This window comes from Pectobacterium sp. 1950-15, from assembly GCF_037136835.1.
Classification (GTDB): domain Bacteria; phylum Pseudomonadota; class Gammaproteobacteria; order Enterobacterales; family Enterobacteriaceae; genus Pectobacterium.
On record NZ_JBBBQR010000024.1, the window covers coordinates 1 to 17073 of the forward strand.

At 56.1% G+C, this 17073-nt stretch carries 8 protein-coding genes; 3 read left to right on the forward strand and 5 right to left on the reverse strand.

The window, feature by feature from the left end; translation table 11 throughout:
- Together WCT94_RS19315 and WCT94_RS19320 are read right to left on the reverse strand one after the other, a co-directional pair.
- On the reverse strand, window positions 1-4947 hold a 4947-nt coding region (locus WCT94_RS19315; protein ID WP_336871247.1), incomplete at its 3' end, for a two-partner secretion domain-containing protein.
- 46 nt (window positions 4948-4993) lie between these two features.
- A complete protein-coding gene (locus tag WCT94_RS19320; RefSeq protein ID WP_336871248.1) occupies window positions 4994-6658 on the reverse strand; it encodes a ShlB/FhaC/HecB family hemolysin secretion/activation protein in 1665 nt (554 codons plus the stop codon).
- A 334-nt stretch (window positions 6659-6992) separates the two neighbouring features.
- Between WCT94_RS19320 and WCT94_RS19325 the strand changes: the two genes are divergently transcribed.
- Window positions 6993-7658: a GntR family transcriptional regulator gene (locus WCT94_RS19325; protein ID WP_336871249.1), complete on the forward strand. Its 666-nt coding sequence runs from the start codon at window positions 6993-6995 to the stop codon at window positions 7656-7658.
- A 9-nt stretch (window positions 7659-7667) separates the two neighbouring features.
- On the opposite strand, the gene WCT94_RS19330 is transcribed toward WCT94_RS19325, so the two are convergent.
- Window positions 7668-8090 (reverse strand): type III secretion system chaperone, encoded by a 423-nt coding sequence (locus tag WCT94_RS19330; protein WP_336871251.1) that lies wholly within the window; start codon window positions 8088-8090, stop codon window positions 7668-7670.
- A gap of 24 nt (window positions 8091-8114) precedes the next feature.
- Complete coding sequence (locus WCT94_RS19335; RefSeq protein ID WP_336871254.1) at window positions 8115-12962, reverse strand: AvrE-family type 3 secretion system effector; 4848 nt, start codon at window positions 12960-12962, stop codon at window positions 8115-8117.
- Between the two features lie 175 nt (window positions 12963-13137).
- Between WCT94_RS19335 and WCT94_RS19340 the strand changes: the two genes are divergently transcribed.
- Both WCT94_RS19340 and WCT94_RS19345 read left to right on the forward strand, forming a co-directional pair.
- Window positions 13138-14619 carry a pectate lyase gene (locus WCT94_RS19340; protein WP_336871256.1) on the forward strand — a complete coding sequence of 494 codons (1482 nt, stop codon included), beginning with the start codon at window positions 13138-13140 and terminating at the stop codon, window positions 14617-14619.
- Between the two features lies 1 nt (window position 14620).
- Complete coding sequence (locus WCT94_RS19345; protein WP_336871258.1) at window positions 14621-14944, forward strand: DNA-binding protein; 324 nt, start codon at window positions 14621-14623, stop codon at window positions 14942-14944.
- Window positions 14945-15018: 74 nt separating this feature from the next.
- On the opposite strand, the gene WCT94_RS19350 is transcribed toward WCT94_RS19345, so the two are convergent.
- Entirely contained in the window at window positions 15019-16689 is a 1671-nt protein-coding gene (locus WCT94_RS19350; RefSeq protein WP_336871260.1) for a methyl-accepting chemotaxis protein, read from the reverse strand.
- Window positions 16690-17073 lie beyond the last annotated feature (384 nt).

Here is a 17073-nt window from a genome sequence, read left to right on the forward strand (position 1 = left end):
TGCCAGCCCCTGCGTGAGCAGTTGGCCGGTTTTCGCATTGTCCAGACGGTTTTTCGCCGTCAGCGTCAGAGCCGACAGCCCCAGCAGCTGGCCGGCATTCCCGATGTCATCGGCCGTCAGCGCCAGCGTCTTCGCCTGCCATTGCCCACGGTTTTCCAGTCGGCTGGCAGTCAGCGTGCTGTCGCCCTGACTCAGCCACTTCCCGCTGTTGCGCGCCGTGGTGTTAATCGCCAGCGTCAGTGCATCCATGCCCAGCATCGTGCCCTGATTGTCCAGTGCGTTCGCCTGCACCTGCAACCGGCGACTTTCCAGTGAACCCGACTGCTCGACCTGATCCGCCTCCAGCTGTACCTGCTGGCTGCCGCTCATCAGGCCACGGTTGCGCACCGTTCCCTGCAGCGTCAGGTGCAGCGCGTCACCAGAGAGTTCCCCCTGATTGAACAGGTCAGTCGCCGACAGCCCCAGCGTCGCGCCATAAAGCTGGCCCTGATTGGTCAGACGGTCGGCAACGGTCAGTTGCAGTGCGTCAACCCCGGCGATTTCGCCGCCGTTAAACAGGCTATCGGCCGTGATGTCGGTGCGCTGCCCCAGCAGCGTGCCCTGATTATCCAGCGTTATTCCCTGCAACTGAATGGCGTTCGCCTGCCAGCGCCCGCGGTTGGTGAGCGTCGTACCGGACCAGTCCAGCCGCCCGTCCGTTTGCAGCGTCCCGATACCCTGATAATTCCCCTTCAGCGACAGGGATGTCAGGGCGACCACGGCACCGTCATTCTGGATCGTGTTGCCCGTCAGGGTTGCCGTGCCGTTACCGGAAAGCGAGCCCTGATTGGTGATTTGCGTGGCATGCAGTTGCAGGTTACCGCCCGACACCAGCGTGCCGCGGTTGTCCAGTACACCGTCGCCCGCCCCACGTCCCTGAGGTGAAGATGACGCGTTGAGCTGCTGAATATCTGCCGCCAGCGACAGCGCCATCGGCAGGAATGAACGCTGACGTGCGGCACTTGCGGGCGCAACGGTGACGCTAAGTTCACGATCGGTCTGCACCCGCCCCGTATTGATGAAATGGGCAGACTGTAGCGTCAGGTTATCCGCCAGCCACTCGCCGTGGTTCTCCGCTTGGGCGGCCTGTAACACCGCCGCCCCCTGCGTGAGCAGTTTGCCGCGTTGTTGGTTGGTCAGCCCGCCCTGTGCCGTTACCGACAACGCCTGAATCCCGAGCAGTTGCCCGGCATTGGTCACCTCATCCGCTTCCAGCGTGACGCTTTTCCCTTCCAGCGTGCCGCTTTGTTTAATGGCGTCTGCCTTCACTACCACAGATTGATTGCCGCTGATGACGCCCGCGTTATCCAGCAGCCCGGTGGTGTTCAGTTGCAGGGTATTGATGCCCTGCATGTCGCTGCGGTTGTTCACCTCCGCCGCCGCAACCGACAGGTTGTCACTGCGTAGTTCGCCGCCGTTATCCAGACCGCCAGACAACACGATCCCCAACGAATCGGTGCCCACAATGCCACCGAGATTCGTCAGACGGTTTGCCGCTATCGTCACGTAATTACCCAGCACCGTGCCCTGATTGGTCAAGTGCTTCCCTTGCAGGGACAACGCCCGGCTTTCCCAGTGCCCGCCGTTAACCAGCGTGTCGCCCTCCAGCGTCAGGGTGCCCGCGGTATTCAGCAGGCCACGGCCCTGATAGTCGCCACGCAGCGACAGCCCCGTCGCTGCAACCACTCTCCCGTCGTTCATCAGCGACATGCCCGTCAATGTCGTCTGACCCCGACTAGACAGCGTGCCCGGATTCTCCATCAGGCGCGCAAAGAGCGTGGCGTCACCGCCCGTGGTCAGCGTGCCGCGGTTGATTAACGTCCCTTTGCCGTCGGTCATCGGCAGCGTCAGAGACAAGGCGTCATCGCCCTGAATCTGGCCGTCATTGGTGAGATTATTCGCCGTCAGCGTCAGCGTTTTCGCCTGCCACTCTCCGGTATTCACCCCCTCCGCCGCCGTCAGCACCGCAGCGCCCTGAGACAGCAGCTTGCCCGCCTGCTGGTTGGTGAGCCGATTGGCCACCGTCAGCGCCAGTGAGGACACGCCGAAGATGTTTCCCGCATTATCCAGTTCATCCACCTGCAGCGTGACGTTTTTTGCCTGCAACGTGCCCTGATTATCGAACCGTTTAGCCGTTGTGCTGCTGTCACCCTCACTCAGCAGTGTTCCCTGATTAGTCAGATTGCCGGTTATCGCCAGCGTCAGCGCGTCGGTGCCGTGAAGCGTGCCCTGATTGGTCAGTTGTGCCGCCTCGGCCCGGAGCTGGTTGCCCTGCAGTGTGCTGGCGTTAGTCAGGTTGCCGGTCAGGAAGAGCGACAGGTTATTGATACCGCTGACCGTGCCACGGTTGTCGAAAGACGTACCGTTCGCTGTCAGGGCTAAGGCCTGCAGCGTGCCCCGGTTCTCGGCCTTCGCCGCCTGAAGGTGCAGCGACTCCCCACTGAGCCAGTCGCCACTATTGGTAAAGGTATCGGCGACGGTCAGGTTCACCGCGCCCCGCGCCTGTGCCTGCCCGCTGTTTGTGAGGGTATTGGCCTGAAGGGTCAGGGTATTGCCCTGCAACGCTCCGACCTGACTGACGACATCGCTGTGAATGGTCCAGCTCCCGGCTGCCAGCAGGCTGCCGCGGTTGTCCAGATGGGTGGCCGTAACCTGTCCGTCGCCGGTAAGGCTGGTTTTGCCCGTATTCAGCCAGCGTTCGGCATTCAGCAGGAACTGCTGTGCCTGAATGGCACCGTCGGTCTCGGCCTGCCCGGCGTTCACCGTCAGGTCCGTGCCGGCCAGCAGCGAGCCGGTCGCGGATTGCGTCAGGGTGCGCGTGGCGTCCAGTTGCAGCGTGTTGTCGGCCTGCAGCGTCCCCTGGTTGGCGAGCGTGCCGGTGTGCAGCTGTAAATCAGGCGCGGTGAGCGTACCGTCATTGCTGACACGGTCGGCGGTAACCAGCAGGGTGTTGCCGGCCTGCATCAGGCCGCGGTTATCCAGCGCGTCACCCAGCGTCAGCGCCAGTTTTTCCCCCGCGCTGAGCGTGCCGCGGTTCACCAGACTGCCGCCGTGCAGCGCCAGCATCTGCCGCGCATTGATAGTGCCGTGGTTTGCTGCCGTCTGGCTGGTCAGGTCGAGTGTGTTCGCCGTCACCCCGCCCTGATTGGTAAACTGGTTAGCCTGTGCACTCAGCGTCGCGGCCTGCAGTGTGCCACCGTTGGTGATGGTGTCGGCCAGCAAAAACAGCGAGTTATCCGTCAGGATGTTGCCCTGATTGTTCAGCACCGTTTGCAGCTCAAGCGTCACGTCATGGCGGGCGCTGAGTAATCCGGTGTTGTCCAGACGCTGTGCGTTAACCGCCAACCGCTCGGCCGCCGCCAGCGTGCTGCGGTTCGTTATGTCACCGCCGCTGAACGTCAGCCCCTCCCGCGCGGCGATATCGCCCTGGTTATCCAGCACATCCAGCGTCAGCGTGAGGGTTTTCCCCGCCAGCGTGCCGCGCTGCACCAGACGTCCGCCCTCCATACTCAGCGTATTGTCCGCCGTTACATTCCCCTGCCAGTCGCCCTGCTGCGTGACGCGTACCGTGGCGTTGTTCTTCGCCTGAAGCTGCGCGCTGCCGGCACCGTTAAGGGTCTTTGCCGCCAGTCGCACATCTTCAGCACCCGCGCTGCCCGCCAGGGACACCGCGTCGCCGCGCACATCGAGCACCGACTCCGCCTTGATGCCGCTCGTTGCATCCTGCTGCAGCGACTGACCTGCCTCGATCGTCACCTTGCCCGCGGCAAGCTGGGTATTGTTGAGTGTGACACTGTCACCTTTAAGAGAGAGTTGATTGCCGGATTTGACCGTGCCCTGTGCATCAACGCCGGCACTGATAAGACTGTTTTGCGCCTTCAGCGTCCCGTCTGACCGGAGAGCGATATCCTGCCCGGCACGCAGCGTCGCGTCCTGCAGCGTGATGTCCTGCTTCGCGTTCAGCGTCAGCGCGTCACCCGCCTGCTGCTTGCCCCGCAACGCCAGCGCGTCGGCGTCGGCCTGAATATTCCCCTGTGCCACCGCATCGCCGAGGCTGAGTTTGCCGTTGGCCGACAGCGTGATATCCCCGCTGCGCGCACTCAGGTTGCCGACGTTAACGCCCACGCCTTTATCGCTGGAAACCAGCCTGATGCGGTTGGTGTACATCCCGCCCAGCGCGCCCGTATCCAGCGCAACCTTCACACCGCTGTCTGCCGCCTGCGCCGTCACTTTGCCCGTTGCATCAACCTGATTAGCCCCCAGCACAATCTGCGTGTCGTTGGCATTCAGCCCGGCGTTAATCTGCGCGGTACGGGCAATCAGGCTGAGGTAGTCACTCTTGCTCGCATCCAGCCCCTGCCCGGTCAGCGTGATATCGCCGCGCTTCACGTCGATATGCTGCAAATTCCCCTGCGCATCCAACTGCGGTTTGCCGGTGGTCAGCGTCACCTGCGGGGTATTGATAAAACCGCAGCCGTCGCAGGTAATGCCGTTCGGGTTGGCCACGATGACGCTGGCCTGTTTGCCGCCCACTTCCAGATACCCCGCCAGCGTACTGCGGTTGCTGGACACCACTTCGTTGATAATGGCGTCGGCGGCTTTACCCTTCAGGTTAGGGTTGTTCTGGATCAGCCCGCCAAGCTGGGTGGGATTGAGCTGCGCCGTGCCGTTATTCAGGATCAGACCGGGTTTATCAACGTTAAAATCCTGATACTGGTTGTGGGAAATCCCCGCGCTGTTTGGCGTGGCGATATTGATGACCGGGACGCCATTACCGGCCTGCTCCAGCGCGGTGTTGCCCGTCGCGACCTGCACGCCCGCCGCCATGGCTGGCAGCAGCGGCTGAAACGCAATCAGATGGATCAGCGTGTACGCCAGCAGGCGCTGTGTGGTTTTTATTGGTTTCATCCCTGAACCCCGGTCTTAACGATTAACAACGAAAAATGAAAAATAGTTAAAAAGACAGCCCAACGCGGTAATACACCACGGCGCTATCCGGCTTTAGCCAGTCGGGGTGTGCCAACGGCCACCCAACTGTGATTTGTTGTGAGAGATATTGATTCGCGACGCCAGCCCCTACCGCCGCGCCCCACAGCGTACCCGCCGATTCGCTTTCCGCTTTCTGTGAGAAAAGATGCCCACCGTCCACCGCCGCCGTCAGGGTAACGCTGCCCAACAGCGGCAACTGTGCTGCCCGCCAGTTGAGTTCGTTGCGCCAGTAACCACCACGATTGCCTGAGAGATACTGCTCCTTGAAACCCCGTACGGAGGTTTCCCCGCCCAGCGTGACCTGTTCGCTGCCATACAGGCGCTGCGGTGAATATTGACCGTAGAGGTTGGTGAGGTAATGGAGGTTGTCTGCGATCGGGTAGTAATAACTGGCCGCCAGCGTCACTTTGTTGAACTCAGCGCGGAACGCATCGTCAGACTTACCGTCGTCCGTTTCCGCGCCAAACCAGCGCGTTCCCCGGCTATAAGCCGGATTCAGTGTCGCCAGCCCGCCCCACAGTTTCTGGCTATGGTTGATGCCAATAATCGCACTGCTGAGTTTACGGCTGCTGATTTGCAGCAGCACATCGCTCAGGTAGTTCTTTCCGATACGGTGCGACAGGCCCGCAGAGAGGCTGGTTTTCATGTCACCGTTGCGGAATATCACGCGTGACAGCGTGGCGCGGTGCGTCTGGCTATCACCCGTTGAATGCCAGAGAAAATCCCGGTTGATGAAATCGTTACGGTAACGGCTTTGAGAATAGTCGTAGCTGAGCGTCCAGTAGCCGTAAGGCAGAGACACCCCCGCCTGCAGGCTTTCGGCATTGCGGCTATCGCGAAACTCGCTGCTGTGCCCGCCGTTGACAAACCACTGGTCGGCCAGCCCCAGCACGTTATCCGCCCACAGGCCACCGCTTAGCTGCCGCTCTCCGGTGCTTTTCTGCCCGCTATTATCGAAACCGATGTTTGCCGTCAGCGGAATCTGTTTCTTACTGGTCAGGTTGACGATGGAATAGCCGGGCTGGCTGCCGGGCTGAATTTCGATGCTCACCTGCTGCGTCGGCATGCGGTTGAGCTGTTCCATGCCCTGTTCTATATCTCGGAGATTGAGAATTTCGCCTTCCGGACCTGGGAAAACCTGTTTTAATGCCCACGTTGATTGGTTATTAAGATTAATAGATTCGAGGCGACCTTCCAGAATATCAATCTGCAATACGCCGCCAGAAAGATCTTGCTCAGCAATAAAAGCGCGACTGGTAATATAACCCCGTTCGATATACCAATTACTGACGTCATGAATCAGCTGATTTATATCATTAACATTAAGACAACGATTAATATAATCTTTATTTAGACTATTTTTATCTTTTTCACGCAGCAGGGAGCTATTGTGATAAGTAATATCCTTAATGAAAAAGCAGTACCCAGCATCGCTTCCGCCAGTGGGGTTCACCGTCGTTTGTGGCTGATTTAATTGCAATAAGGAATCGCGCTGCTGCCGGGATTGATCGATCACCTCGGCCTGCCGCTGCTGAATGTCATTTCTTTCTGCCGGATTAAGCGACGCGGAAAATACGGTATAAGAAAATAGCGCAGGCATGATAGCAATCAGCCTGAAAAAACCACGCATGGTTTCATCCCTGATGATAATAATTTTTTTGGCATAGTAGAGCCGTTAATTACCAAGCTCAATATGTCAGGTAATATATAATTTTATGATAATGGATTTGCGTTAAGTCGCGATAAAATACGCCCTTAACCAATAATTTCAGGTCTGTTACACCTCATCATACAATACTGCGCATTTCATAACCTTTTCTTGTCGATTCGCCAACCGGCAGACACCTCCCCATAGCTTCGTTGATGCATCATATTGTATATTAGCGCCTCATCGCCGTCGGTTATTGCGGCACTCACTTATATTTATCTCACCACGTTGCGCAGCGCTTCTCTCTGGGGGAACAGTGAATTATCCAATTGGGCAGATCAATCACAGCTATCTGGGCTCCAGCGTTTATACCATGCTGCGCGAGGCGCTAATTACCGGTCAACTCAAACCGGACGACCGCCTGAGAATACGGGAGCTTGCCGCACAGGTGGGTACCAGCGTCACGCCGGTGCGAGATGCGATCCTGCAACTGGCGAAAGAACAGGCGCTGGTGCTCAAAACGCCGCGTGATATCCGCGTTCCCCAGTTGACCGAAGCGCAATTTATCGAGATCCGCACATTACGGCTGGCGCTGGAAGGCACGGGAGCCGAACAGGCAGCCGCACACATTACGCCGAAGATGCTGGAGCAGATTGAGGAGAATATTCGCCAGAATCGTCTGGCGATTGACGAGAAAAATCTACGCGAAGCGCTGCGATTAAATAGCGAGTTTCACTTGTTTCTGGCGCAGGCGGCGCGTATGCCGCTGTTAACGCAGTTTATCGGCAGCTTGTGGATGCGCACTGGCCCGCTGATTGCCCAGGCCTATGCGCATTTTTCCGTGCAGATGGCGATCGAACATCATGAAGATGTCCTCGCCGCGCTACAGCAGCGCGATACCAGCGCCGCTCGTCAAGCCATCCAATCTGATATTCTGGATGGCAGCGAAACAATGCTGGCCTTTATTGCGATCGAACAATAGCTTATTGCGCTATGCCGCCATGAGTCGTGGCAACAAGCCGCGAATTAGCAGTCGGGTTTCTTTTGCCTGACTGATAAACGCGGGCAGCAACGCGGTAAAGCCGGGTTCATCGAGCGATTCTGCGGTGTGCTGAGTGCATAAACGCAGCGTCGCATTCTCATCCAGCGCCAGCCAGCAGCCTTTCATCGCCGCCATTTCAAAGTTGAGCATCAGCATGAGCTGGTAAACCGCCGTACTGATCTCCCCCTGAAATCGCATCACATCGCTGTGTAATAGCAGCACGCTGCTGCTGGCGGGGACCTCTAACACCACCGCCTCCTGCCCGTCAGAGTCGCGTAGCGCACAGATGCCGTCCTGCAAACTCAGTGGAGTACGGCTGAGCGAACCGTAATGGCGCAATAGGCGAGTAATATGTTGTTGTGTGGGTGTCATTCTGTTCTCCTTTACTCTTCACAATTAACCGTTAAGTTGCAGGCCTTCCTGCTGTAACTGTTGCAGGGCGTTGGCGGTAGCCGGACTGGCTTTTGCAATTTCGCCGCCCAGTTTGTAGCTTTGCGGTACGTTTTGATCCTGCCCGTAACTGAAGCTGACGCTACCGAGCAATTTATTCATGCTGACGCCCGCGCTGCTTGAGGCGTTGATGATGACCGCAGGGGTATTAAACCCTTCGCTCTTCTTCACCGTCTGCGAGACATCAATGCTGGCGAGACGTAAATTATTGCCGTCTTTAAACAACGCGATGACGTCATCTTTGCCGTGCGTTTTGTCCTGAATGCCCTTCTCGATCTTCTCCCGTACATCATCTTTCAGCTCCAGCGCAACCGTCACCGACGCTCTGTCGTTATCCTGCAAGCGGCTCACGATATCCTTCAGTGCGGGGTTGTCCGCAATCAGTTGATTAATGCGATCGGCATTGCTCGGCGGCAGCGAAGAAAACAGATGGTTGCCGATGACCTGGAACAGCCCGTTTTCCGTCAGTTTGCTGAGATTGGTGTAGGACGTCGTGTGTTTGACGCTATCCAGCGTGGCTCCGTCGCGCTGCGCAACATCCTGTCGCACGTTCAGCTTTTTCAGGCTCATCAATCCCTGATGCTGATCGTCAGTTTTTGCCGTTTTATCCGCAAAATGCTCATTCAGGATGGCTAATTGATCGTCCGGCTCCGCCATTTTTTTCACACCGTCAATCAACAGTTGACTGGCCGGATCGTTAAACGCGGAGTTCAGCGTTTTGGTCAGCGAATCGATGTCCTGTTTCTCCAGCGGTTCGGCTTTCTTCAAGCCCAGGCTGATCGACTGGTTAGTGCGTGAGTCAGCCGCCACATTCACCCCGATACTGGCCGAAGTGAAGAACGGGACGGTGCCATCCGGCGTGGTTCTGGCGGCACCCGCGCTGAGGGTCGCGTTTGCCCCCATCGCGGCCTGATTCATGAAACGCAGGCGGTTGTCGGATTCCGTGTAGGTTGTGGATTTTTCACCTTGTGCGACGCTGGACGAACTGGTGGCAGACAGCACATTGGCGCTTGCCGTCAGGCCGACGGATCCGCGCAGCGTAGCGCTGGTTGGCGCCGCACCTTTTTCCGTCAGGTTTATGCCACCGCGCAGTTCCAGCGCCGCGTTGCTATCCAGATTGAAGCTAACCGTTTTACCGGCCTTCACGCTGTGCTGCTCCCCTTTATCCAGCAGGGCAAGCGGGTTGATCGTGCCGCTTGAGAGGCCGTCAATAAATCCAGGCAGTTCTTCTTCGCTGAGGGTGAAATTCAGGGCGTTTTGCTGCGCCATTTGCAGGCTGGCGGATACGCCGAATGAGGCGCGGACATCCGGTGCAAAGCTGTGTTTGCTGTTAATACTTTGCGTCATCTGCTCCGTGGTTTTCCCTGTCAGATATTGGCTGACGTCATACCCGCCGGAATAGCTCACTTTACCGGTGATGCCACCTGAACGCTCGAAGGCGACATTGATGCCGTTTTCACCGCGAGAAAAACTCAGATTGTAATTCCGTTCGCCGCTGACACCACCGCCCGGCACCGGAGGAAAAGGTAATGGCGTGCCGCTGACCACAAACGACATGGACGCTCCACCACCATAGGTTCGGTTAAAGGCGATGCTTTCGTTGCTATCCAGCGACAAAACGGTCGCCTTCATTTTATCGATCATGTCCGTCTGGTTGGCCGCCTGCATCACGGTTTTCGACGTTACGCTGACGGCATTCTCTTCTTTCCTGAACGCCTTCATAAAGGTTTTCACCGAGTCATAATCCGCTTCCAGCGCCTTATGGTTGGTGAACCCCATGTCGGTCATCTTTTTCACCGGATTTTCGCCGTAGTCTCCCTGACGCAGCGCGTTAAGCTCTTTCATCATCGAGGCCAGTTCCGCTTCACCCGGCGACGTGCCAGATAATGCACCGATGCGATCGGTCAGCTTATGCAAATCCCCCAGCACCAGGGTATCCAGCACCAGCCGCGTTTTCGCCAGCGACAGGGCATCACTGGTATCCCGCTGCTGCCCAAACACCTCACTATTCGGCTTTTGAGCGATCGGCGTTTTGCTATCTACAAAGGCTTTGATCAACGTACCAGCCGTACTCGTTTTCGATGAAGGGTTACTTTCCATTGCCGCCAGAAGCACCGGAGCCAGATCTTTTTCTCTGCCGTGCACGCTGGCAGGCTTGCCTTCCGTGTTCATGACACCATTATCGTTTACCACGCCCTGCTGCCTGCCGATAAGCAGAGCTGCTTTGGCCGAGCTGCTTTCCAGTTCGGTCTGGAACTGTTTGAGCAGATTCACCAGCGGTTTTCCTTTCTCCCCCAGATCCAACTTGTCTATCTTACTCTCCAGATCTATCGCCGCCCCCTGTGGCTGGCCCGTCGTGGCATCCAGTTTTTTCAGTAACTCCGTCTGCATGTCGTAAACGGGTTTCAGTCCTTCACGCCCGCCGATCTGGTGCTGAACATGGTCAGCAAAGGTTTTTAACGGCCGGGGGACGTCCATGGAGAACGAGACAACATGCGCTCTGAGCAAATCTGACAGCTTGCTTTTCACCTGCTGTGACTCTTCGCCGGTTTTACCCAGAACCTGCACATCGGCTTTAACCGTGACCCCGGTCAACGGTATCTTCGTCCCTTTTGTCGCGACATCAAGCCGACCAAACACCGTTTCTGCGGCACGCGCTTCCGAGGGTAATGGCGCTTCCCCTTTCGGCACCGTCGTTTTCCATGCGTTGCCTTGCTGGGTATGAAGCTCATGATCGTCATGTGCCACCTGCAAATGATGCTGCGCATCCGTGCCCAGCGAATTGACTTTCCCCTCAATCGGCGTCTTCACAGGCTGCCATTGTGCGCTGTCATGATTAGCCGCATTTTGCCAGTCGGCCTTCGGCAGTTGGAAAAGTTGCCCGTCTTTGTTCAAGGCGAAGAGCGTCTGCTGGTGATCCAGCGTGATGTCTTGAATCTCACCGGACAACCCATTTTTAGGCAACGCCAGCGGTGGCGCAGCGAGTTTATCCGTTCCCGGTTTGATCTGGTGGAAATGCAGATCGCCCTGCTTATCGACGGCAATAAATTTATTGCGGTTGATGACCGCCATCGTCGAGACGCCGTCGTCCTTCGCAATACCAGGAAGCGCCGTGCCCGCAGACGGCGTCATTCGCACCTGTGGCAGCGCAAACACGGTGTTGTCACCGTGCGTAAACGAGCCGGATTTCTGGTTGATGGACAGCGGCGTGATTTCACCGTCTTTCAGCGTGTAAGCCTGATTGTCTAGCCCACGCTTCAGTTGGCTGGCTTCGACGCTGGATGCTTCCCAGTTTTGGGTATTGCCGTTGTAAAAATGGACCTTGCCGTCCTGTAACCCAATTTGCCCTAGTCGTCCCAGATCTAAGGTGTCTTTCGCTGCGGGGGCTGTCGTGGTCAGACCCAGCTTGTTATCGACGACCAGACTGTCGCTCAGGTTCCAGCCCGGCGTTGGCGACAGCCCATTTTGTCCCAGAGAAGCGACGTGTTTTTGTCCTTGACGGTCGGTGGCGAGCGCCTGCGTCTGGCCGTGTTCATCATGGGCAAATCCGGTAATACGGTGATCATCACCCAGCACCGTATTCAGTTCTGGCGTGCTGGCTGGGGTTAATGTCACGTTCGGTTCACCCGCTTCAGGCAGCGGTGCGTGGTAAAGCTTGCCGTCATTATCAGCAACCAGCAGGTGTTCTGCGGTTAACCCCACCGCTTTCGCATACACCGGTTCGCCGCTGTCCAGTTTGAGTTCCACCGGCTGCGGCGCGGCATCCAACGCGCTCATCAGATGCAGCTGCGTAAGGTGATCCTGCTCGGTCAGCATGGCCGATTGCCCATTCTGATTGGCGGAGAACGCCGTAATCTTATCGCTGAACGTGGCTGATTCCGTTCCCGCCGAGAGATTACTCAGCGTGTGATCATCTTTAATCGCATACAGTTGCCCATCCCCCTGCCGGGATAACTGGCTGTGGGCGACATCGCTGCTTTGCTGCCAGACGCCAAACTCGGTGTTTAACGCAAAAAGTTTGCCGTCATGCAGGCGCAATTGCTCGCCCGCGCCTGAAGCTGAATCAGGCTGCCGGTAAATACCGGTCAACAGCTCATGGTTCATGCGGCCAGATAGCGGCACGTTGGTGGATTCCCCCGCTTTTGTTTGCAGGGAGAGATGCTCTGGCGTGGATTCCAGCTTTACGCTACCTGCGCTCGATTTGCCCGTCGGCATCGCACTGCGGCCGCTGCTGTGCAGCGCAATGTGCTGATTTTCATCGCTTTGAATCACGAATAGTCGCCCTGATTTGTCGACTAACGCGTGCTGCTGTGCTTCCTGATTCTCATGATGGGCAACGAACGGCTGGCTATTTTTCCCGATGGTCTGTTGTAACAACGTGGTCAGCGCCTCCGGCAAGCCTTTGCCAAACTGAAGCTTACCGTGGCTGTCCAGCGTGATATCGGCTTTGGCCGCAGGTGGCGCGGTGGAGGCAAAACGCGGCAGGCTCTGGCTCGATCCGCCTGACGCCAGCGAATCGTGCGATGGACGCGGCAAGGCCTTCCCCATGTCTTCCGATGAAAATAGTTCGCGTAAAGTCGTTGATCGCGCCCCCTGACTCTTCACCTGGCTGCTGCTTCCCTGCTCCAGCTCGGGCGGTCTGTTTTTATCATGCAAGCCTTGCTGAATCAGGGATTGCGCGCCTTTCTGGCTCGCACTGGTGCTACTGCCCTGCGATAACGATGTTTTAGCTAACGTAGCTGGTGCAATCTCCGAAATGGACAGACCAGGCTGAACATGCTGGATTTTCTGCATAACAAGTTCCAAAGGTGATGAGGTGAACGTATCGGTTAAGTGGCCGTTTTCCCCTTCTGGTTCCCATCATCTTTCTCTTCCCGGAGCGGGAACCACATCACGCCGTCCCTCACTTAATACGCAACAGACGTAAGCCTGTTAATAACCCATCACGATTCACTTTCAAGGAGATGTTATGGCTGATATGACGATTACGCTCAGCATACAACCCGGCGCAGGCCTGTCCTCAACAGGCCTGAATTCCCAGCTTTCAGGCAGCAACAGCGGGGCATCGCCACGCTCTGCGCAGCAGGATAGCCAGCTTATGGAGGCACTCGGCACCCTGCTTAGTGCGCTCTTGCCTAATGCACAGGGCAATACGCCGTCCTCGACCGATGGCAGCCCGTTGGGTCAGTCTGGCGCAGGCAACGGTGGGAGTTCGGCGTTAGGGCAAAACGGCAGCCCCGCCGATATGTTGATGAAACTGCTGGAAGCGCTAATTCCGGGGAAAAACGGGCAGGAAGCGGGAAATCCGCTCTCTTCCGGTTCGTCGGGTGCGGCAGGCGGCAACAGCGGCGCCTCACCGCTGACAGGATCATCTGGCCCTGGTGGCGCAGGTGGTGCACAAAACCCAGAAGATCTGAGCCGCTCTCTGCTGCAAGACTCAGCTGGCAGCGCATTAGATAATGCCATTAGCCCAACGGCAGACGGCGGCGGCCAACTGAGCGGTAACGATCTGTTAAAAGCGCTGCTGGAATTGATCGGCAATCTGATGGATTCGCAGAAAGGTGAGTTTGGTCAGCCGCAAGGTAACGGCCAATCCCAAGGTGGCGGTTCGCCGTCAGTGGGCGCACCGCAGGCTGCATCCGGCGGTGGCGGTGGATCGCCTGCCGCACCGTCTGCGCCATCTGCTGGCGGTGGTGGTTCACCTGCGGCACCATCGGCGCCATCTTCACCCATTGGCGGTAACGGCGGCGGCGCGTCTGCCCCACTGACGGCCGCACCTGCTGGTGTTGGTGGTGGTTCTGCGGCATCGCCCAGCACGTCAACAGCAGGTGCTGGCCCCGTCTCTTTCCCAACCGCCAGCGGTGATGCCACCGTGGTAAATGAAACGATTAAAGTCGGCCCCGGCGAAACCTTTGACGGCGGTGGTAAAACCTTCACCGCCGGTAGCAAGTTAGGCGACGGCGGTCAGGCTGAAGGCCAGAAGCCGGTATTTGAGCTGGCTCCGGGCGCAACCCTGAAAAACGTGGTGTTTGGGGATAACGCAGCGGATGGCGTACACGTTCGCGGCGATGCCAAAATTGATAACGTACACTGGACCAACGTGGGTGAAGATGCGCTGACGGTGAAATCCAATACCGGTAAACCTGCTAACGTGGAAATCACTAACAGTAGCGCTCAGGGCGCTGCCGACAAGATTTTCCAGTTGAACGCAGACGCCAACCTGACCATCGATAATTTCAAAGCGAAAGATTTCGGTACATTTGTTCGCACCAACGGCGGACAACAGGGTAACTGGAATTTGAACCTGAGTAACATTGATGCAGAAAACGGCAAGTTCTCATTCGTGAAAAGCGACAGTGAAGGGTTGAACGTTAAAGGCAGCAATATCAACCTGACGAATGTCAATAATCACTACAAAGTGCCGGATTCCGCCAACTTGCAGGTGAATTAAGATGCCAAACACGATGACCTCTCCTACTCCGACACGCTGGGCGGATATCGCCAGGCAAGGCGGATACATTACGCCTGCTCAGCGTGAATCATTCACTCAGGCTATCCATCTGGTGAGAGCACAGTTGAACACCGTACTTGGCCAGTCAGGATCGCTGCGACGGGGTGAGTTCGAGTTCGACGCCTTTGTGGATTCGCTGGAGCAGGATTTTCTGCATCAGGCCGACATCCACACGAAGAACGGGCTACACAGCGACGTGGCGCAGACCTCGTTCTGGGTTGCCCGTCTGATCGCCGATCGTTTTATTGCGGTGCGTCAACTGTAATACCTGCGCCATATCACACCGGGGAAAAGCCAGCCAGGGAAACCTGTGCTGGCTTTTTTTATCTCGAATAGGATTCAGAACTTTTCCCAGTCACTGCTGCCGGTATTTGCCAGCGCCAGCCTAGTGGAAGTCGGTTTTTTTACTACCGACGCGCGAGGCTGTCGACGGGAAGGCGGTGCCTCTGGCGTGCTTTGAATGGCAAAGACGCTCATCAGTTGCACCAACTTCGCCGCCTGATCGTTCAGGCTCTCTGCCGCACTGGCGGATTCTTCAACCAACGCGGCATTTTGCTGCGTGATACTGTCCATCTGGGTGATAGCCTGATTGATTTGTGAAATACCGGATTCCTGTTCCTGTGTGGTAACGCCGATTTCGCTAATCAGTTCGGCGACATGCTGTGCCTGAGTGACAATATCTGTCATCGTTTCCCCCGCGTGTGCCACCAATCGGGAGCCGCTTTCGACTTTTTCCATGCTGCTGGTAATAAGTTCTTTGATTTCACGCGCAGCAGAGGCCGAACGCTGCGCCAGCGAACGCACTTCTCCTGCCACCACCGCGAAGCCACGCCCCTGTTCACCGGCGCGAGCAGCCTCAACCGCCGCGTTGAGCGCGAGAATATTCGTCTGGAAGGCGATGCCATCAATCACGGTAATAATATCGCCAATTTTACGGGAACTGGAGCTAATATCGTCCATGGTCGTGATGACGTTGTGCACAACATCGTTGCCTTTGGTCGCCGTTTGGCTAGCCGTGTTGGCAAGCTGTGCCGCTTCGCGAACGGTGTCGCCATTCTGGCGGATAGTTTGGCTGATCTGCTCCATGGAGGCGGCTGTCTGTTGTACGCTAGCGGCCTGCTCTTCGGTGCGCCGACTCAAATCATTGCTGCCAAGCGCAATTTCGCTGGATCCCGTTGAAATGGAGGCGCTGCTGTCATGAACCTGCTGCACAATCCCGCCCAGCCCGACGCGCATTTCATTCATGGCTGCCAGCAAACTGGTGGTATCGTCCGGTTGCAGTTCGACATTAATGGCCAGGTTACCGCTAGCAATCTGACGAGCAATGTCGGAGGCATATGCAGGTTCGCCGCCCAACAACTTTTTGATTCTGCGGGTAATCAACCAGGCGATAGCAATACCCAGCACCTCTGAGACCCCCGTAAAAGTCAGCATCAGAATACCCGCTGTCTGAGCGGACTGGCTGGCTGCATCTACCGCTTGGCGGGTATCACTTTTCTGGTAAGCCACCATCTCGTTAATAGCTTTAAAGTAGCTGGCCTGGGCAGGTTGGGCTTCGGTAATAATGACGTTTTTGGCCTCGTCCAGCTTGTTATCCTGGCTGAGTGAAATAACTTTTTGCGAAGCTGCAAGGCTAGCAGGTCGCACCTGATTTATTGAATCAAGCAGTGCTTTTTCTTGGGGAGTGTTAGCCCGTTCAGTGATACGTTTTAGAATCTCGCTATTTCTGGCCACATTTTCATTAATACGCTGTTTTGCTCCTTCTACTTGATCTGGCGCGGTAAACAGCGTCAGGTTGCGTACCGCAATCGCAATATTGTTCAGGTTATCTTTCAGTTCCTGGATCAGCAATAAGCCTTCTATTTGATCGCTGGCCAGTTTTTCTGTGGCATCACTTTGTTGCCGTAGTTGAAATTGCCCATAAAGCGCAATAAGCAGGCTAATACCCAGCACAAGGACAAAACCGGTACCGAGCATGGTGGCAAGTCTCATATTCTTGAAAATGCTCATAAATTACCCCCAAAGATTATTCTTAATCACGGAAATGTGATAAATAAAATCAGCCTGATAAAAAGACTATTAATTTATCTGTGTCATCGGGGAATAACTTAGCGAATAAACCTTAGGTATAAGTTAAGAAAAGGTAATTTTTATTTATTTTTAGAAATTATTTTTTAATCTTTATTATCAATAAGTTGTAATTAATTTACAATGATTGATGACAATAATAATCATGGGCGTGACTTTATATCGAGTGAAAATCAATGGCGTTTTAAAAAATCATTCATTAAATAAACCAATGAGGGGAGGATGTCTCTCATTTCATCTCGATGAAATTATTAAAATAAATGGCGGGGGATAAGGAAAAATTGGCTTAATCGATGCGAATGCCGC